The sequence below is a fragment of the Achromobacter sp. PD1 genome, from assembly GCF_048541815.1.
GTDB lineage: Bacteria > Pseudomonadota > Gammaproteobacteria > Burkholderiales > Burkholderiaceae_B > Achromobacter > Achromobacter bronchisepticus_A.
This window is the reverse complement of sequence record NZ_CP183349.1, coordinates 106,823-124,617: the sequence shown is the minus strand read 5'-3', so window position 1 is coordinate 124,617 and position 17,795 is coordinate 106,823. Positions and strand designations below refer to the sequence as shown.

The window sequence follows — 17,795 nt, the reverse complement described above, 5'->3', positions numbered from 1 at the left end:
TGGGCTGTGAGTGGCTCGAACACTCGACCTACGGATTAAGAGTCCGTTTTGAGGTCCTTTTTCCACAGTCAGATTTTTAGAATTCCCTAATAAATCAGCAACTTAACCTACCGTCACTTACCTCGACTTACCGCACTTTACTGCGGTCAGTGCGGTAAAAGTGCGGTCAAATCCTGATGGTGCCGAACCGGATTGTACGCTTGCCGATGCCTCCCGGAGACTGCCTTCTTCTCATCATGGTCGTCGCCTGAAGATATACTCAGAACTGGCATGTGCCAGTGCCACTGAAGGAAGCCCCATGGAGGCCCTGCTCTCCCCGTTGCAACTGGCTGCAATGCTAGGAATTTCGGTCCAGACCATCTACAACCGGCGAACTCGCGGCGAATCGATGCCCCCATGCGTGAAGCTGGGTGGCCTTATTCGCTACCACCCCGAAGACGTGCGCGCTTGGCTCGGCAGGCAACCTGAGACCGCGGCCGCGGGTCTTTTGCCATTGGCTCGCTCCGCAGGCAATGCCGACAACAAAGTGCCAAAAAAGCGTGGACGCCCCACCAAGGCAGAGCAACGGCGGCGGCGTCATGACAGCGACTGCTTGATAGAGCACTCGATGCGCCATCAAGCCCCAAGCGGCTATGGCGAATGCCAACGATAGTCACCTTTACCTCGCAAAGCGAAAGCTAGGACAGCGCGTAACCAGCGGGGCCACCAGTTCTCCAAATCGATGGCCATCAACCGAGACTGTTGTTGAGCGAACGGATCGCGATGCGTCCGTGGACTGCCAAAAACATCTCTATTCGAGACGCACTCGTTCAAAACAGCCCTGAGGAACACCGACAGAAATAGATAAACAGCCTCCGCATCTCGTACCCGCAGAGTTTAGCGACACCTGGGCCTGCCCTCCGTCAGGACAAGCCCGAGTTCGTTCGTCGGCGGAAAGGCCCCCTGATTTGTTCCGGTCCGACGGCTGGGAACCAGGGACCAGCGAAAAAGCCCCAAAAATTGTTCCCATTCGGGGTCGAATGCTTGTCAGGGCTCGCCATCGTTGCCCCTTAATGCACTCCACAGAGTTAGCTACCCCCAACACGCAGCGCCCAACACACCAAGCAAAAAATCCATTTAACTCTTTGTTATATATGAATTTATTTCCCGTCACATGTCGTACATATCGTTCCTCGATGCTGACTTTGGTGGCACTTTGTCATGACACCACCTGTTAGCCTTTCGAGCGTGCAGATCCATACAGGAACAATTTAGGGGGCCTTTCATTGCGGCGCGTCTGAGAGTCTGGGTCTGTCGGCCACTTTCGCGCCATTCCGCCCCCTGATGCCCGGCTAGGCCATTGTTATAGAAGATTTTTTCAAAAAGAGATGCTAGATATACGCGTTCCATCCTGGCGCGAGAAGCTGGCACTTTGGCATAACGAGGCTCGCTAACCACTGCGATAGATGAGACCAAAAAGAACATCTCTTGGGGCTTTCACTGGGTACGCCAACCGGTCGGTTAACAGCCAACGAACAGCTTCCCGGCGACCACAAATCTCGCAGATGCGACGGCGGTTTTGCTCGACGAGGTCATTACACAGATCTCGGATCGACCGGCATGTTCGAATAGACCCGGACGAAGCATTCTGGAGGTACGACGAGTACACCGTCGCTTTCGCACGGACCTTTACCGAAAGCTTGGCGAGCGCATCGCCGGGCAGGGCCTCGCCTCCCGCACTTCCCCGAGGATTTGAGGAGCAAGTCCAGAAGATAGGTAAAGGGAATGGACAAGTGAGTTAGAAACGACGACTTTGGGACACAATTTATGCTGGGCAGGAAGAGATGCCTGCATGGCAGCCCCAGGAAATGTGGTGGATGTTCCTTGACGAGGTTCGATCGTCCGTGAAAATTCGGAAGCAGCCATTCACGATTGACTGCTTCCGGCCAACACCAGCCGTTCAATGCCGATTGCTCTGAACGGTCCCTATCCCCTCTTCGCTTGATTTTGCGGTTCACGGTCCGATGGCAGGGTCAACTATCTTGACCTCAAGGCTTTGAATACAGCATTCAGCAGCACGGCACGGGTCGCAAATCGGTAGGTCGAATACGTCATGTTGTGTACTGGAAAGCGGGCGAGGGCAGGTGCGTACGGCAAAAAGGGTCGTGAACTCATTTGTCGTAATGAGAATCATGATTGATAATGCGGCCCTTTCCGACTGCGATCCTCCGCTGCTCTCCATGTCCCGTCCACCGCCCTCCGAAAAAGGCTGGCTCGCGCATTACCGCGAGCTGATCGGGACGTGGACGCGCCGCAGCACGAGCCGGCATGACGCGGAGGATGCCGCGCAGGATGTCGTGGCCAACATGCTGCGCAATGGCGAATCCGCCGTGCTGGACCCGAAGGCCTATCTGTATGGCGCCAGCCAGAACCGCCTGAATGGCGAGTTCCGCCGCCAGTCGCGGCGCGAGGTGCTGAGCCTGGACACGTTGACGGATGCAGAGCATCCCGTCGACGCGGATCCCGAGTCTTCGATGCGCGCGGCGCAGCTTGCCGATGCGCTAAAGTCGGCGCTGTCCGAGCTGCCCCTCAAATGCCAGCAGGTGTTCCTGTGGAACAAGCTCGAGGGCTACACCCAGGCCGAAATCGCCGAGAAACTCGGGTTGACGCAAAGCACGGTCGAAAAACACATGAAGCGCGCGCTGACCCATATCCATGACCGGTTGCAAGATCATGCCCCGCACTGATACCCGCGCGGACGCCTCCCGCACGCCTGCGACGCCGCGCGATCAGGCGGCGCACTGGTTCGCGCGCGAGCGCCTGGGCGCGCTGGACGAGGCCGAACGGCGCGCATTCGACGCGTGGCTGGCGGCGGACCCGGAGCACGCGCGCCAGTACCGCGCGATGCAGGCTTTGTGGCGTGTGGCGGATAGTCTGCCGCAAGACGAGATGCGCGAGATCCTGGCGCGATCCGATGAGGCCCCCGCACGGCCGGGCCGCCGCCGGTTCGCCGTGGGGCTGTCGGCCGCCTGTGCCTTGACGCTTGCCGCCGGTGTGATCGCCCCGCGGCTGTGGTCGCCCGCGCCCGGTTTCACGCAATCGCTGGCGACCGCGCGGGGCGAGCGCAAGCGCGTGGCCTTGCCCGATGGCTCCCTGGTGGAACTGAACACCGACACGCAACTCCAGGTCGCGCTGTATGCGGACCGGCGCGAGGTCGAACTGCTAGCGGGTGAGGCCTTGTTCACGGTCAGCCCCGATGCGGCGCGGCCTTTCACTGTGAACGCGGGCGCGGCTCAGGTGCGGGTGACGGGCACGCGTTTCAACGTCCGCCGCGAGGGGGATGCCGTGGCGCTGGCGGTGGACGAGGGCAGTGTGGCGTTCTCAGCGGGCTCATTGTGGAACAGGACCACGCGCCACCTGACGGCGGGCTACGCCGCCGGCTACGCGCCCGGCGCGCCTCTGGACGCGCCGCATCACGAAAACGTGGCGGCGATCACGGCCTGGCAGCGCGGCCGGCTGGTGTTCCGGGATACGCCGCTGGCGCAGGTGGTGGCGGAGTTGAACCGGTATCTGCGCATTCCGTTGCGGATCGACGACCGCAAGCTTGCGCAACTGCGCGTTGCCGGCACCCTGCCGATCGACGAGCCTGAATCAGTGCTGGACGTGCTGCCTCACATCGCCCCGGTGATCGTGCTGTATCCCGCCGGGGGTGGCGCGGTCCTGGCCCCGCGTTAGGGCTGTCCCGGGCAAGGCCGCGCGGAAAGCCGCAGGGCGACCGCCGCCAGACCGAATCATTTTGTTTCAAACATTATATCGAGAATCATTCCGGTTTTTTCCGGCCTGCGGCGTCTATCCGATGAAATGGGCCGTACGCGCGAAGCGAATCGACCCAGGAAGCAACCTTTGGCCAAGGGTGTCGGGCGCTTAAAGCGCGGGCAGTTGTACCGGAATTTTCTACTGATGATGGACGAGCAAGTTAAGCAGCGTGCAGCGGCGCGCAAGGCCGCCAAACGCGGTGCGCACGGCGCCTGCGGCGCGCTGGCGATTTCCCTGGCGTTGGCGTGGGGCGCCATGCCCAACGATGCGGTGGCGCAGACCGCGCCGGTGCAGATCAGCATCACGGCGCAGCCGCTGGGCGATGCGCTGCTCCAGTTGGGCGAGCAGGCGTCGCTGGTGATCTTCTATCTGCCCGAGACCGTGCGCGGCCGCACCGCGCCAGCGGTGTCGGGACAGCTGACGCCGGACGAGGCGCTGCGCCGGTTGCTGGCGGGCACCGGCATCGCGTTCCAGCGCGATGGACGCAATGTGTCGCTGACCGCGCCGTCCGGCGGCTCCGCCCAGCTCGAACCCGTGACGGTGCATGGCGTGGCGGTGGGAACGGCGGACAGCTACGTGGCGCTGTCCAGCCAGAGCGGCAAGCTGGATGTGCCGCTGATCGAGACGCCGCGTTCGGTGTCGATCGTGACGCAGGAGCAGTTGAAGGTGCAGGCGCCGCGCAACCTGGAAAGCGCGCTGGCCTATACACCCGGCGTGCAGACGGAGGTATCGGGGTCGAGCGATGCGCGGATGACGGGCGCCGTCATTCGCGGCTTCAGCGACGGCAGCGCCTATTTCAAGGATGGTTTGAAGCAGCTGTCGACCGGCACGTATGCCTCGTGGAACGACAACATCGAAGAGCTCGACAGCATTGAAGTGCTGAAGGGGCCCGCGTCGGTGCTGTTCGGTCAGGGGCGGCCGGGCGGTGTCATCAACGTGGTATCCAAGCGGCCCTCCGCGGATCACGTCAACAGTGTCGGCGCCAGTTACGGCACGTACAACCGCCGCCAGCTCACTGCGGACCTGGGTGGCGCTTTCAACCCTGAAGGCAAGGTGCTGTATCGCCTGAACGTGCTGGGGCGCGACAGCGACGGCCGCACGGACGGTTCGCGCGACGACCGGATCTCCGTGGCGCCGTCGATCCTATGGAACATCACGAATCAGACCCGGGTGACCGTGCTGGGCACGTACTCCAAGGAGCGTGCGACGCCCAAGAGTTGGTGGCCCAATCTGTACACCTATCCGGAGATCGGCGACCTGCCGCTCAGCCGCGCCGCGGGTGACCCGGATTTCGACCGCTTCGACCGCGACACGAAGTCGATCGGCTACGCCTTCGAGCACGACACGGACAACGGGTGGCGCCTGCGACAGAACCTGCGCTATTCCGAGATCGACATCGACTACCGGCATATCTACGCGATGGATCTGTTGGAGGACCGTCGCACGGTCACGCGCGGCAGCCTGGCCCAACGCACCAACGGCAAGACGTTTGCGGTCGACAGCCGCGCATCGCGCGACTTCAAGTGGGGCGATCTGCAGCACACCTTTGCGCTGGGCGTGGACTACCTGCGCTACAAGGAGAACGATGCGCTGGGCTTCGGCTGGGATGTGTCTAACCTGGACATCTACGCACCGGTCTATGGGCAGAACATCGAGTATCCCGAGCTGGAACCGTCGCGCACGGATCTGAAGCAGACGGGCATCTACACGCTGAACCAGCTCAAGTGGAACAACTGGGTCGGCAACGTGAGCCTGCGGCGCGACTTCGTGCGCACCAACCAGACCAGCACCACGCAACCGCGCATCAGCGACTCGGCCACCACCGGCAGCGTGGGCCTGCTCTATCTCTTTGACAACGGCGTGGCGCCGTACGTCAGCTATTCGACGGCATTCGATCCGATCACCGGCAAGCAGTTCGACGGCACGGCGTTCAAGCCGCGCGAGGGCAAGCAGTACGAAGTCGGCTTGAAGTACCAGCCGCCCGGCACCGATGCGCTCTTTACCGCCGCGGTCTTCGACATCCGCCAGACCAACGTGACGACGCAGGACCCGGACCATCCGCGTTTCAGTGTGCAGACGGGCGAAGTGCGTTCGACCGGCGTCGAACTGGAGGCCAAGTTTCCGCTGTCGCGTGAACTCAGCGTGATGGCCGGCTACACCTACGTCGATCCGCGCACGACCAAGAGCAACCGCCTGCAGGACGTGGGCCGCCAGCTCACGCAGACCGCCCGCCAGACCGCAAGCCTGTGGCTGGACTACCGGCCGCAGCAGGTGCAGGGCCTGATGCTGGGCGGCGGCTTGCGCTATCGCGGCAAGGCGCCGCTGAACACCGCGGCTGATGGCACCACGCAATACAACCCGGCCTTCACGCTGGCCGATGTTGCCATCGCCTATGAAACGCCGCGCTACCGCATCGCCCTGAACGTGAACAACGTGTTCGACAAGCGCTACTACACGTACACGTTCCGCGGCATGGAGCGCGAGGCGATGCTGAGCCTGAACTATTACTGGTAGCGGGACAGGGACGGGCCGGGGCCGGGCCCGCGCTTGCGGGTAAACGAACAGTGCGCGTCCGCGGGCGGTCGTTCATCCTGGTTAGAATCCAGAAGATACCGGCCCGTTTTCATTCGGCGACCGGGAGCACATCGCGCGCATCCCGACGCGGCCGGTTCCACCGGAATCGTTATCTCGCCCTGCGACGCGGCCGTTCCATTCGGCGAGGGCGAAACGCGGGACGCCGCGATCGGGACGCAGTGAGGATGACGCTTGAGGTTGGCCCGCTGTCGCGTGCGCTCGCAGCTCAGCCCGACAACATCGCGCCCGTGCCTGCGCAGCAGTTCGCGCCGCCTTCGCGAGCCTCCCCGGCGAGGGGCGGTGATGATCAACGGCGCGACGAGGGTCGTCATAATCCGGCCACCTGACAAGGATTGCCAGGGGAGATGCCTTGTCTCGGTAGAGCTGGGCGTCGTGGGCCGCTCGTTTGATATCCCTTCTGACTGCAAAACAGGCATTGACCACGCCGGATCCAACGGCAGCAATGGGTCGAGAACAGTCGGCCATCAAAGGCTGCTCCCGGCCAGGAGCGGTCGCCCACAACTATCGTTTCAGTGACTGCTTTTACTCTCAGCGCCGGCGCCCTCGCATTCCGGGCGATCCAATCACGGAGCCAAAGGCATCAGGTTGAGGACCCTTCTTTCGAGCAAGTCCCCGTTTTCCACCAGCCAATGCTTAAGTCGATCAAATTCATTGCCCGTACTGGTCCGTGCTGACCTTTTCCATCCAATCCACCGACTTCCCATCTAGGGATTCAGCGATTGCAATGTGGCTCATGCCGACTGACGGACTGGCTCCATGCCAGTGCTTGACGCCAGGAGGAATCCAAACGACGTCGCCCGGGCGGATCTCCTGCACGGCATCGCCCCATTTCTGGACTCGCCCCACACCTGACGTAACGATGAGCGTCTGGCCCAATGGATGCGTATGCCAGGCCGTGCGTGCGCCTGGCGCAAAGGTAACAACGCCTCCCCCCACGCGCGCGGGCGCAGCGGCTTGAAAGCGCGAATCCACAAACACGGATCCGGTGAAGTTTTGCTCCGCACCCGCGCTGCTTGGGTTGGAACCGACCCGTGTAACGTTGATCGGCTCCTGTTCGGCCGCATAGACGGCCGACGCGCCAAGGGACAAGGCAAGGGCTGCTGCGGGAAGTCTCATGTTCATCCTTTCTGAAATCTCTTTGATTGGTTCATGGTGTCGCTTGATTGCCTTGTTCATTTCATTATTTTCAGAACAGGGTTGACCACGGCCCGTCAAATGTCGAGCTGACGCTCGCTCATCCACTTCACCATGGCCGGATCCCGGTGCGAGAAGAAGCTGCTTTCGCCGGTCTCGAGCTGGGCGATGCGGGCCATGTCCGCTTCATCCAGGGTGAAGTCGAGCACCCTCAGGTTCTCTTCCATCCGTTCCTTGCGCACCGACTTGGCCAGCGCCACAATCCCGCGCTGCGTCACCCAGCGCAGCACGACCTGCCCCACCGATTTGCCGTGCTTGCGACCGATGTCCACCAGCGCTTCGTTCTGGAACAGGTTGTTGCGACCTTCGGCGAACGGCGCCCAGGCCTCGGCCTGCACACCGTTCTCGCGCATGAAGGCCACGCTTGTATCCTGCTGAAGGAACGGATTGACCTCCACCTGGTTCACCGCCGGCACGACATCGTTGAAGCCGATGATGTCCATCAACCGGTCGGGATGGAAGTTGCTGACGCCGATAGCTCGAACCTTGCCGGCCTTCAGGGCGTCTTGCATCGCGCGCCACGATCCATGCACGTCACCGAATGGCTGGTGGATGAGGTAGAGGTCGAGATAGTCCAGCTGCAAACGACGCAGCGATTTGTCTATGGCTTGCTGGGTGCGCTCATACCCGGTGTCTTGCACCCAGAGTTTCGTCGTCACGAAGAGGCCGGCGCGCGGGACGCTGGCATTCTTGATGCCCCGGCCAACCGCTTCCTCGTTCAGGTAGGACGCCGCCGTGTCGATCAGCCGATAGCCGGTGTCGATGGCCTCGACCACGCAGCGCTCGCATTCCTGCGGGTCAGGAATCTGGAAAACGCCATAGCCGAGGATGGGCATCACGACGCCATTGTTCAAAGTCACTTGTTGCATGGTTAGCTCCTATGTTTGCGGGACGCTGCCAAGCCAGCTCGTCACGCGTTCCATCGTCCGCCGCTCCTGGTCCATTTCAATGACGAAACCATCCAGCAACCGCGCCTTCGGCGCATCGCTTGCCAGCACTGACTTGCTGTTCCCTGGCCCGTAGCCGCCGTGGGTAATGAAGGGGATCAGGGCCTTTCCGGACAGGTCGTGCGCGGACAGGAAAGAGCGGACCACCGGGGGCACGGTCGTGCCCCAGATGGGAAAGCCGAGGAACACCGTGTCGTAGCCCGCGATGGCGGGCACCGTCGCCTCCAGAGGCGGCCTGTAGCCGCTCTCGGTCTCCTTGCGAGCTTGCTCGACCGTTTGCTCGTAGTCTTCTGGATAGGCACTGGCCGGCCGGATCTCGAACAGATCGGTGCCACGCGCACGATGAATCAGACCGGCGACGACGCGCGTATTGCCCGATCGCGAAAAATAGGCCACCAGTGTCCGCGAGCCCTGCTGTCGCATCTCGCCGCCCTGAGCGTTCGATGCCGTGGTCGCGGCGCCCAGGGGAAGCGCCATAAGCGCAGCCATCACCGTACGTCGAGTCGAATCATGGGCGACAGTCATCCAAGCCTCCTTGATGTCATTGACCCACGCGGGCCTGCAACGCGGCCGGATAGCGGTCGCCTTGAATTTTCACGTCCGCCAAGGCCTGCGCGATCCTGTCCAGATCGGTGGCGGACAGTTCGACGGAGGCGGCGCCCAGGTTCTCTTCCAGGCGATGCAGCTTGGTTGTTCCAGGGATAGGCACGATCCAGGGCTTTTGCGCCAGCAGCCAGGCGAGTGCAATCTGCGCGGCGGTTACGCCCTTGTCCCTGGCAATCTGGCCGAGCAGGTCCACCAAGGCCTGGTTCGCCCGGATCGCCTCCGGCGAGAAGCGCGGTACTTTGCTGCGAAAATCGTCGCTGCCGAAAGTCGCGCCGTCCTTGATGGCGCCCGTCAGGAAGCCCTTGCCCAATGGACTGAAGGGGACGAAACCGATGCCGAGCTCTTCCAAGGTCGGCAAGACTTCCTGTTCCGGCTCGCGCCACCACAGCGAATACTCGCTCTGCAAGGCGGTGACCGGCTGCACAGCGTGCGCGCGGCGGATCGTCTGTACGCCCGCTTCCGACAGGCCGAAGTGCTTGACCTTGCCTTCGGCGATCAAGTCCTTGACCGTGCCAGCGACTTCCTCAATGGGCACGTCGGGATCGACGCGATGCTGGTAGAGCAAATCGATCACGTCGGTCTTCAGGCGCTTGAGAGAACCTTCGACGGCCCAACGGATGTGCTCGGGGCGACTGTTTGGGATCTGCTGCTTGTTGTCGTCGCCGAAGGTAAAACCGAACTTGGTGGCGATTACGACCTGGTCGCGCACAGGGGCCAGCGCTTCGCCCACGACCTCCTCGTTGAGGTAGGGGCCGTACACCTCCGCCGTATCGAAGAAGGTCACACCGCGATCGACTGCGGCCCGAATCAGCGATACCGCTTGCCGGGTGTCCGTGGCCGGCCCATAACCGTGACTCAGGCCCATGCACCCTAACCCGAGGGCTGAAACTTCCAACGTGCTATTTCCAAGTTTCCGCTTATGCATATGTCTTACTCCTTCAAACGCGCCCGTCCAATATGACCCACCAGAGTTCGCGATACGGCGGGACAGCTGGCGGCATCGCTACATCAGCCAATGTAGCCATCATGTCTAGCCAGCACTAGAGAGTAAAATCCGCAAATACTTATGAGGTGAACTCATAGATGGCGAAAAACGGCTACAACGACCTGATAGCGTTCATTGCGGTCGCGCGTGAACAGAGCTTCACGCGTGCCGCGGCGCAACTCGGCGTCTCCCAATCGGCATTGAGTCATCTGATTCGGGCCCTTGAGGCCAAGATGGGCGTTCGCCTGTTGACACGCACCACCCGGAGCGTATCGCCGACGGAGGCTGGGGAACGATTGATGCAGAACATCGCTCCCCGTTTCCAGGAGATCGAGGCGGAACTGTTGGCCGTTGGAGAACTGCGGGACAAGCCGGCCGGCACGATCCGCATCACTGCCAGCGAGAACGCTGCCGACACCGTGCTCTGGCCCAGGCTTGCGAAAGTGCTTCCCGAGTACCCCCTGATCAAGGTCGAGATCAACGCGGAATCACGCTTCGTCGATCTCGTCGCGGAGCGCTACGACATGGGCGTGCGCCTCGGCGGCGATCTGGCCCGGGACATGACCACGGTGCGCATCAGCCCCGACTTGCGTTTCGTGATCGTCGGCTCACCCGCCTACTTCGCCAAGCGCGCCCTTCCCTTGAAACCGCAGGACCTGGCCGACCACGACTGCATCAATCTGCGGCTGATGAGCCACGGGGAACTCTACGCGTGGGAGTTCAAGAAGGGCAAACAGCAGATCAGCGTTCGAGTCGATGGGCCGCTTGTCTTCAACCGGACCAAGCCCATCCTTCAGGCGGCGCTGGCCGGCTTTGGCCTTGGATACCTGACCGAAGAGATGGCTGCCCCCCACATCGCGAAGGGCCGCCTGCGGACGGTCCTCGCGGATTGGTGTCCGACGCTTCCTGGATACCATCTCTATTACCCCAGCCGCCGGCATCTGTCCCGGGCGATGACCGTGCTGATCGACGCATTGCGTCACCCCGAGAAAGAGGTGTGACTGATATGGCCCTGGAGACTTTCAGCGATGTTCTCGCCTTTGTTCATGTCGTGCGTGAAGGCAGTTTCACTCGGGCGTCCGCCCTGCTTGGCGTATCGCCCTCTGCCTTGAGCCATGCCGTTCGCGGCCTCGAAACCCGGCTGGGCGTCCGATTGCTGACGCGCACCACTCGCAATATTGCGACCACCGAAGCGGGCGAACGCCTGTTCAACAGTGTGGCGCCCCGTTTCGACGACATCGATGCCGAGGTGGCGGCCGTCAAGGATCTACGCGACAAGCCGGTGGGAACCATCCGCATCACGTCCGCCGAACATGCGGCAACCAGCGTTCTCTGGCCCAAGCTGTCCAGGGTCATGCGCGACTATCCCGACATCAACGTCGAGATCAGCATCGACTACACGATGGCGGACATCGTCTCCCAACGCTTTGACGCCGGCGTTCGAGTGGGAGACCAAGTCGCCAAGGACATGATCGCTGTACGCATCAGCCCGGACCTGCGCATGGCGGTGGTGGGCTCGCCCGAGTACTTCGCCGCACGGTCCACACCCCGCTCGCCCCAGGAACTGACTCGACACGATTGCATCCGGCTACGACTCCCGACGCACGGAGGCTTCCTTCCCTGGGATCTTGACCGGGATGGCGAAGAGGCCAAGTACCCCGTCAGCGGCCAATGGGTATTCAACAACAGTTCCTCCATTGCCCGGGCAGCCTTGGCGGGCTGTGGGTTGGCCTACGTTCCGGAGGATATGGTGTTGGAGGATATCGCCGCGGGGCGGCTTATTCGTGTGCTGCAAGACTGGTGCAGCCCGTATCCGGGGTACCACCTTTACTACCCAAGCCGACGCCAGCCCTCCGGCGCTTTGGCAGTCATTGTCGAAGCCTTGCGACATCGCGCATAGCCAGTTCGCGGCTCCGCTTCATTTATGAGTTCACCTCAGTAGTGAATGCGGAATCAGGGGCTTAATCGAAGCGTCCGCATCCCGTAGCATTTCAGCTCCCAGAAAGGAAAGGCAAACTCAAGCCCTCATCCGGCGTTTTGCCTTTCGCCGATACCATGCCGCCGCCCCTGGCCGATATGCATGCCGGCCAAACAGAGCAACGGGATGGAGCTGCCACCGATGATTCAAAAAAAGCCTGCTTACAAGCCCGCGATCAGCACGTTGGGCGTCGTGATGGCACTGACTTCCGGGCTAACGCTCACGCCCGGTCATGCCACTGCAAAAACTGAGGCAACGCAAGCGATGCCCGCACAAGCCGCCTCGGATACCTTGTCCGCCAAGCAACAGGCCGTGCCCCTGATCGCCGCCTTCATGGCCGCGAGCGATATGCCCCAATTGAACACAGCCTTGAACCAGGGGCTTGACGCCGGCATGACCATCAGCGAGGCCAAGGAAATCCTGGTGCAGCTGTATGCATACGTCGGCTTTCCTAAAAGCCTTAACGCGCTCGGCGAACTCCTGAAGGTGGTCGAGGCACGCAAGCAAAGCGGAATTCAAGACGCACCGGGACGCGAACCCAGCCGCGCCATTCCCACCGGGGACGAACTGATAGCGGTAGGCAAGGCCAATCAGACCCGCATCTCGGGCGCGCCGGTGACTGGCCCCGTCATGGACTTTGCCCCCATCATCAATCAATTCCTGCAAGCCCATTTGTTCGGCGACATCTTCGAGCGCGACAACCTCGACTGGCAGAGCCGCGAATTGGCCACTGTCGGGGCGCTGGCGGCTACGCGCGGCGTGGAAGCGCAGTTGCGCTCGCACATGCGGGCCAGCATGCGGGTAGGCTTGACGGCAGCGCAGTTGCGCCAGTTGACCCAGATTCTGGCTGAGCGCGGCGACAAACAGGCCGCGGAGCGTGCGGATGCCGCCTTGACTCAGGCCCTTGCCGCGACCTCGGGACGCTGAAAATGAACCTCACCAAAGCCCTGCTCGTGTGCATCGCGCTGAGCTCGATGACGGCTTGCACTGCCCTTCCCGACAACCCACGTAATGCCAGCGGTCCGCTTGTCATCCAGGAACAAGGCAGCTTTGCTGTCGGCGGAAGCGTCATGCAGAAGCCTGGCCTTTACGACAATAACAAGCCAACCGCCGAAGGGCAGACATTCCACGGCGACCACCTCTACGCCTTCTATCAGGTCCCGCAGAACGCCAGACCGCTGCCCCTGGTCATGCTGCATGGTGCATACCAATCGGCGCGTAGCTGGGAAACGACGTCAGACGGCCGTGAAGGTTTTCAAACCCTCTTTTTGCGTCGGAGCTTTCCGGTTTATCTCGTCGATCAGCCTCGCCGCGGCCGCGCCGGCAATAGCACCGTGGCAACCACGATCGAGCCCACCCCCTTCGATCAGCTGTTCTTCGATCAATTCCGGATCGGCAAATGGCCAAGGTACTTCGACAACGTGCAGTTCGACCGCAAGCCTGAAACGCTGGATCAGTTCTTCCGTTCGGTCACGCCCAATACCGGTCCTTTCGATGCCGGGGTGATTTCGGACGCCATGGCCGCGCTGTTCGACAAGACGGGACCCGGCGTCCTGCTATCGCATTCGCAGGCAGGTGGACCGGGCTGGTTGACCGCGATCAAAAGCAAGAACGTCAAAGGAATCGTCGCTCTGGAACCGGGCAGCGGGTTCATCTTCCCTGAAGGCGAGCTTCCCCCCGCGATGCCAAGCGCGGCAGGGACGCTGACGCCCGAGGCGGTGCCGCTGGCTGACTTCGAGAAGCTCACGCGCATCCCCATCATCATCTATTACGGCGACAACTTTCCGACCGAGCCAACCACGGAACGCGGACAGGACAACTGGCGGGTGCGCCTGGCCATGGCCCGCCTTTGGGTTGCTGCCATCAACAGACATGGTGGCGACGCGCAACTCGTGCACCTGCCGGAAGTCGGCATTCAGGGCAACACGCATTTTCTGATGTCCGACCTGAACAACATCCAGATCGCCGATCTGGTGTCACGGTTTCTTGCCGCGAAAGGTCTGGATTGACAAGCGCGCAATTGCAGCCTGATTCATCACCTAGGCATTGGGAAATCGGCCCAGCTACCGCAACACCAGCCGCCGCAATCAACAACAGTGGGAATTGAGATGAAAGATCCATTTATCAGCAGAACCCGACGCGATTTTCTCGGCGCATCCGCGTTCGCTGTCACGAGTGCAATCATAGGAGTTCCAATAATGAGCGCCACCGCCGCCGCAGCCGACTACAAGAAGAATCCCTTTACGCTTGTCTACGCTGGCGCCCTTTCGAAGAATGAACCGGGCAAGGTCAATATTCATCCGGTCAAGTACAAGCTGAACGGCCTGGATATCGTTGCCAACGTCTACACCCCGTCGAACTACGATGCGAAGAAGAAATATCCCGCGATCGTCGTGGCCCATCCCAATGGCGGCGTGAAGGAGCAGGTCGCTGGCCTGTATGCCCAGCACCTGGCCGAACTTGGCTACATTACGATCGCGATGGATGCCGCCTATCAGGGCGGCAGTGGCGGCGAGCCCCGCAGCTCGGACAAGCCGCAATTCCGCATAGAGGACATCCACGGCGCAGCGGACTTCATCACTCAGTACCCGGGTGTTGATGCCCAGCGCCTGGGGCTACTCGGTATTTGCGGCGGAGGCGGCTATTCGTTGTCCGCGGCAAAGTCCGACAAGCGTTTCAAGTCGATCGCGACCCTCAGCATGTTCAACTCCGGCCGGGTTCGTCGGAATGGCTTCGCCGATTCTCAACTGAACACGATCCAACAGCGCCTGAAGCAAGCGTCCGAAGCACGCGCTCAGGAAAAGGCGGGAGGAAAGATTCCGTATTCCGGCGACGCCGACATGACAGATGCACAGATTGCCGCGCTGCCGTTCGAAATGTACCGGCAGGGCTACGAGTACTACTGGAGGACGCACGCCCACCCCGGCTCGACCTTCAAGTACACGACCAGCAGCCTGTTGGATCTGATGCGCTGGGATGCAACCGAACAGATTGAATTGATAGACCAGCCTTTGCTCATGATCGCCGGCAGCAAAGCGGACAGCCTGTATATGACCGAAGAAGCCTTCCCGAAGGCCACGGGAACCGACGACAAGCAACTGTTCCTGATCGAAGGCGCGACCCACATCGAGACCTACTGGGTTCCCAAGTATGTGGATGCCGCGCTCGGTCAACTCAAGCCGTTCTACGCTCGAACCCTGTGATCGTTAACAGCACGAGGTGAGGATCCGAAAGGTCGCATTCACCCATGTGCGAGCGATCTGAGCCGATTTCCACATGCGTCCTATCGACGCCGCGTAGAAGTTGCCGACGATCGCCTTCACTGGGTAGCAGTCATTCGTAGACAGACAACCAATGGCCGTTATGGGTCGGAAACGGGCATCGGCTAAAGTTTGCTTTCGGCCACAAACGGACTTCCGCCAATGGCCGCTTCCGGCGCGCGCCCATCTCGACAGTGTTGCGCAGTGTTGACGTATGCGGCGAGCAACGCGGGCAACACCGCATTCGTGGGATAGCCCGAAGCCGCGAAGGCGAGCAAAGACGAGATCATCGCTGAATGGTCCGTTGCCGTTTCGATCTTCCGCCCCGTAGATTTCTCTGAGGGCCTCAGGTTGACAAACTCTGGCCGTTGGCCTCGCCAGTGGCGGCGCCGTCTGTGCCCGGTCCCTACCGTCGCTGCTCCACCTGTTTAGATGTAACGACGCAAACCCGAAGCAACAACCACCAAGCATAGAGATCATCAGTCCCAAAGGGACCCGAATCGTCGAGCGAGCCTTGTGCGACTTCGTTGCGTAAATTCATTCCTAGCTGTTCCGTGAACAGGTCCTGCAGTTCAAACACACTGTCTTCACCCAGGGCATGAAATGCCTCGGGTGTCTCAAACGGCGGGCCCAGCGACCGCTTGCGTTGGACGCCTCCCGGTTCCAACTTGGAGGTCGTCGCTCCTTGGGATTCAACTACGTGTCGCACCATTGCCTCGAGCTGCGGTGGGACGAGATGTCCAGCAACAATCATGCCGCCCTGGAATCCGGCAACAAGGGCTCGCATCACGCTTTACGCGTGGCCAGGCGAAATCCACCTCATAAAACTACAAGAAATAAATAACCACCCCAACAGCAATAGAAAAAAATCATGGAAGGAAACTCGACAAAATTCATTTGCGAGTTATAGAGACGAGGCAACGCCCAAGCAATACTCCCCTACGCTCTGATATGGTATGGCCATCACCAGTAACGGAGTCATATATCTTGCCTCAGAAATACGAAGATCTTTCTCCCATTTTTGAGCATCTATATAGAGCCCCAAAAGGCCTCCCTCCATCGGTTTTTACGCTGTCTCGCCGTGAGGCTGAACGATTACCCCGACTGCCATCTATGGCGATTATCTCCATCACTACTCCCGACCACCGTCCCGCGAACTTGGATGGATTCGACCATGTCTTGCGGCTAAGCTTCGCCGATGTAGATTTCTTGGACCCCAACCTGCGGAACAAGAGAAATGACGATCTTGATTACAGATTCAAAAAAGCTGACGCAGAGGCGATTTGGAGCTTTATCGACTCTTTGCCATCGGAAATAACGACGATTATCGTGCACTGCGAAGGTGGCTTTTCGCGATCTTGCGCCATAGCATTAGCACTGCACCAGAGTTGCGGCTATACGGTGAACTTCAGCGCCCTAAACAATTCGAATCCATCGGTCGTAAAGCTCATGATGTCGACGAGACAGGGGCAGTAGCCTCGCCAATTACTGCGCGCTGCTTGATGTTTTCTCAGCTATCGCCGTCCCTGCCGCAGCACGAGCGCCATCACAAGCAGCTCGATACGGCATGATCAGATGACCTAGTACAAAGCTAACTTGTCCGTGGCACATCGCATGACGGCGTCCTGACTACTGCCCCTTTCGAGAAACCTCGAGTTTTCTAACGACAATGAGCGACTACCATTTCGCTCGATTCGCTTGAACCATTTGGCTAAAAGCCGCTGTTGTCCCGCCAGCGGACTCGATACCCAACCAGGCTAGATCCGTCACCTCGCTGCTCTGCAATGCCCTGTTGACGCCGGTGTTGAGTCTCTTACCCAAGTACCGTCTTTGCACAGGCGCCAATCCCTCACGTTCGATGCTGGTGCAGGGGCCGGAGCCGCACCCCACGCCGTACTGCCGGTCTGGACGATAGGCGTAAAGTCCTTCTCAACGCCCTACGACACTCGAGAGCCCCTACATATGCGCTGATTGGGCAAAGCCCACCATTTGAAGGCTCAGGAATACGCATTTGTATATTCGACACGACCAGCCGGCAGTTCCGGAATACACATTGCGTATTCCAAGTGGCAGCCAAACGGCTTCGGAATATGCGTTATGTATTCCGAAACTACCATCTGCCAGTCCAGGAATACGAATTCGTATTCCAAGCAGCCGCACCAATGCAGAACAGCCTAGTCCCCCTGGATTTGCCACACAAGCCGTATAGCACTGTAAGTCCTTGCTAAGGACAGACTTGGCCTCGATGCTCGCTGACGTCCCGTCAACCTTGTCCCCCACGACACCCACTATATCGATGACTCATACGCAAAAAGTGTCTCTAGTAGAGACACTTTTCGAAGAGTTCAATCGCAAAGCTCGAGGCAATTCGGACATGACCAACTTCGAAAGTTGTCCCAATTCGGGACACTTTTGCCGTCAAGAAACGTTTCCGA

General features: G+C 60.5%; 14 protein-coding genes and 1 pseudogene. 10 read left to right on the top strand and 5 right to left on the bottom strand.

What is annotated here, in order from left to right:
- Positions 1–298 precede the first annotated feature (298 nt).
- The 5 genes and pseudogenes from ACM1PE_RS00540 to ACM1PE_RS00520 form a co-directional block, all read left to right on the top strand.
- On the top strand, positions 299–652 hold the full coding sequence (locus ACM1PE_RS00540) for a helix-turn-helix transcriptional regulator (RefSeq protein ID WP_419342280.1): 354 nt from the start codon (positions 299–301) through the stop codon (positions 650–652).
- Positions 653–2,162: 1,510 nt separating this feature from the next.
- The gene (locus tag ACM1PE_RS00535; RefSeq protein ID WP_419342278.1) at positions 2,163–2,726 is read left to right on the top strand and encodes an RNA polymerase sigma factor; all 564 of its coding nucleotides are present in this window, start codon (positions 2,163–2,165) and stop codon (positions 2,724–2,726) included.
- Positions 2,713–3,714, top strand: a complete 1,002-nt coding sequence (locus ACM1PE_RS00530) for a FecR family protein (protein ID WP_419342276.1) — start codon at positions 2,713–2,715, stop codon at positions 3,712–3,714. The genes ACM1PE_RS00535 and ACM1PE_RS00530 overlap by 14 nt, the downstream gene beginning before the upstream one ends.
- Positions 3,715–3,939: 225 nt before the next feature.
- Positions 3,940–6,309: a TonB-dependent siderophore receptor gene (locus tag ACM1PE_RS00525; protein WP_419342274.1), complete on the top strand. Its 2,370-nt coding sequence runs from the start codon at positions 3,940–3,942 to the stop codon at positions 6,307–6,309.
- Between the two features lie 85 nt (positions 6,310–6,394).
- A pseudogene (locus ACM1PE_RS00520) lies at positions 6,395–6,714 on the top strand (SAM-dependent methyltransferase); the annotation flags it as partial.
- Positions 6,715–7,038: 324 nt separating this feature from the next.
- Here the strand turns inward: ACM1PE_RS00520 and ACM1PE_RS00515 are convergent.
- The 4 genes from ACM1PE_RS00515 to ACM1PE_RS00500 all read right to left on the bottom strand — a co-directional run bounded on the left by ACM1PE_RS00515 (position 7,039) and on the right by ACM1PE_RS00500 (position 10,062).
- Positions 7,039–7,512, bottom strand: a complete 474-nt coding sequence (locus ACM1PE_RS00515) for a cupin domain-containing protein (RefSeq protein WP_419343810.1) — start codon at positions 7,510–7,512, stop codon at positions 7,039–7,041.
- An 89-nt stretch (positions 7,513–7,601) separates the two neighbouring features.
- Entirely contained in the window at positions 7,602–8,453 is an 852-nt protein-coding gene (locus tag ACM1PE_RS00510; RefSeq protein WP_419342272.1) for an aldo/keto reductase, read from the bottom strand.
- Between the two features lie 9 nt (positions 8,454–8,462).
- On the bottom strand, positions 8,463–9,056 hold the full coding sequence (locus tag ACM1PE_RS00505) for a flavodoxin (RefSeq protein WP_419342270.1): 594 nt from the start codon (positions 9,054–9,056) through the stop codon (positions 8,463–8,465).
- A gap of 16 nt (positions 9,057–9,072) precedes the next feature.
- Positions 9,073–10,062 (bottom strand): aldo/keto reductase, encoded by a 990-nt coding sequence (locus ACM1PE_RS00500; protein WP_419342268.1) that lies wholly within the window; start codon positions 10,060–10,062, stop codon positions 9,073–9,075.
- A 158-nt stretch (positions 10,063–10,220) separates the two neighbouring features.
- Between ACM1PE_RS00500 and ACM1PE_RS00495 the strand changes: the two genes are divergently transcribed.
- The 5 genes from ACM1PE_RS00495 (at position 10,221) to ACM1PE_RS00475 (ending at position 15,303) form a co-directional block, all read left to right on the top strand.
- Complete coding sequence (locus tag ACM1PE_RS00495; RefSeq protein ID WP_419342266.1) at positions 10,221–11,123, top strand: LysR family transcriptional regulator; 903 nt, start codon at positions 10,221–10,223, stop codon at positions 11,121–11,123.
- A 5-nt stretch (positions 11,124–11,128) separates the two neighbouring features.
- Complete coding sequence (locus tag ACM1PE_RS00490; RefSeq protein ID WP_419342264.1) at positions 11,129–12,022, top strand: LysR family transcriptional regulator; 894 nt, start codon at positions 11,129–11,131, stop codon at positions 12,020–12,022.
- 219 nt (positions 12,023–12,241) lie between these two features.
- Positions 12,242–13,027, top strand: coding sequence for a carboxymuconolactone decarboxylase family protein (locus ACM1PE_RS00485; protein WP_419342262.1), 786 nt, complete (start codon positions 12,242–12,244; stop codon positions 13,025–13,027).
- A 2-nt stretch (positions 13,028–13,029) separates the two neighbouring features.
- Complete coding sequence (locus tag ACM1PE_RS00480) at positions 13,030–14,109, top strand: alpha/beta hydrolase (RefSeq protein WP_419342260.1); 1,080 nt, start codon at positions 13,030–13,032, stop codon at positions 14,107–14,109.
- A 189-nt stretch (positions 14,110–14,298) separates the two neighbouring features.
- Positions 14,299–15,303, top strand: a complete 1,005-nt coding sequence (locus ACM1PE_RS00475; protein ID WP_419342258.1) for an alpha/beta hydrolase — start codon at positions 14,299–14,301, stop codon at positions 15,301–15,303.
- A gap of 463 nt (positions 15,304–15,766) precedes the next feature.
- Here ACM1PE_RS00475 and ACM1PE_RS00470 read toward each other — a convergent pair whose 3' ends face one another.
- Entirely contained in the window at positions 15,767–16,072 is a 306-nt protein-coding gene (locus tag ACM1PE_RS00470; RefSeq protein WP_419343809.1) for a DUF4209 domain-containing protein, read from the bottom strand.
- Positions 16,073–17,795: the final 1,723 nt, after the last annotated feature.

Excerpts from the sequence above, each read along its gene's own strand:
- ACM1PE_RS00485 (WP_419342262.1), top strand. The coding sequence starts at position 12,242 with ATGATTCAAAAAAAGCCTGCTTACAAGCCCGCGATCAGCACGTTGGGC.
- ACM1PE_RS00540 (WP_419342280.1), top strand. The coding sequence starts at position 299 with ATGGAGGCCCTGCTCTCCCCGTTGCAACTGGCTGCAATGCTAGGAATT.
- ACM1PE_RS00510 (WP_419342272.1), bottom strand. The coding sequence starts at position 8,453 with ATGCAACAAGTGACTTTGAACAATGGCGTCGTGATGCCCATCCTCGGC.
- ACM1PE_RS00490 (WP_419342264.1), top strand. The coding sequence starts at position 11,129 with ATGGCCCTGGAGACTTTCAGCGATGTTCTCGCCTTTGTTCATGTCGTG.
- ACM1PE_RS00530 (WP_419342276.1), top strand. The coding sequence starts at position 2,713 with ATGCCCCGCACTGATACCCGCGCGGACGCCTCCCGCACGCCTGCGACG.
- ACM1PE_RS00500 (WP_419342268.1), bottom strand. The coding sequence starts at position 10,062 with ATGCATAAGCGGAAACTTGGAAATAGCACGTTGGAAGTTTCAGCCCTC.
- ACM1PE_RS00535 (WP_419342278.1), top strand. The coding sequence starts at position 2,163 with ATGAGAATCATGATTGATAATGCGGCCCTTTCCGACTGCGATCCTCCG.
- ACM1PE_RS00475 (WP_419342258.1), top strand. The coding sequence starts at position 14,299 with ATGAGCGCCACCGCCGCCGCAGCCGACTACAAGAAGAATCCCTTTACG.
- ACM1PE_RS00495 (WP_419342266.1), top strand. The coding sequence starts at position 10,221 with ATGGCGAAAAACGGCTACAACGACCTGATAGCGTTCATTGCGGTCGCG.
- ACM1PE_RS00470 (WP_419343809.1), bottom strand. The coding sequence starts at position 16,072 with ATGGTGCGACACGTAGTTGAATCCCAAGGAGCGACGACCTCCAAGTTG.
- ACM1PE_RS00525 (WP_419342274.1), top strand. The coding sequence starts at position 3,940 with ATGATGGACGAGCAAGTTAAGCAGCGTGCAGCGGCGCGCAAGGCCGCC.
- ACM1PE_RS00515 (WP_419343810.1), bottom strand. The coding sequence starts at position 7,512 with ATGAACATGAGACTTCCCGCAGCAGCCCTTGCCTTGTCCCTTGGCGCG.
- ACM1PE_RS00505 (WP_419342270.1), bottom strand. The coding sequence starts at position 9,056 with ATGACTGTCGCCCATGATTCGACTCGACGTACGGTGATGGCTGCGCTT.
- ACM1PE_RS00480 (WP_419342260.1), top strand. The coding sequence starts at position 13,030 with ATGAACCTCACCAAAGCCCTGCTCGTGTGCATCGCGCTGAGCTCGATG.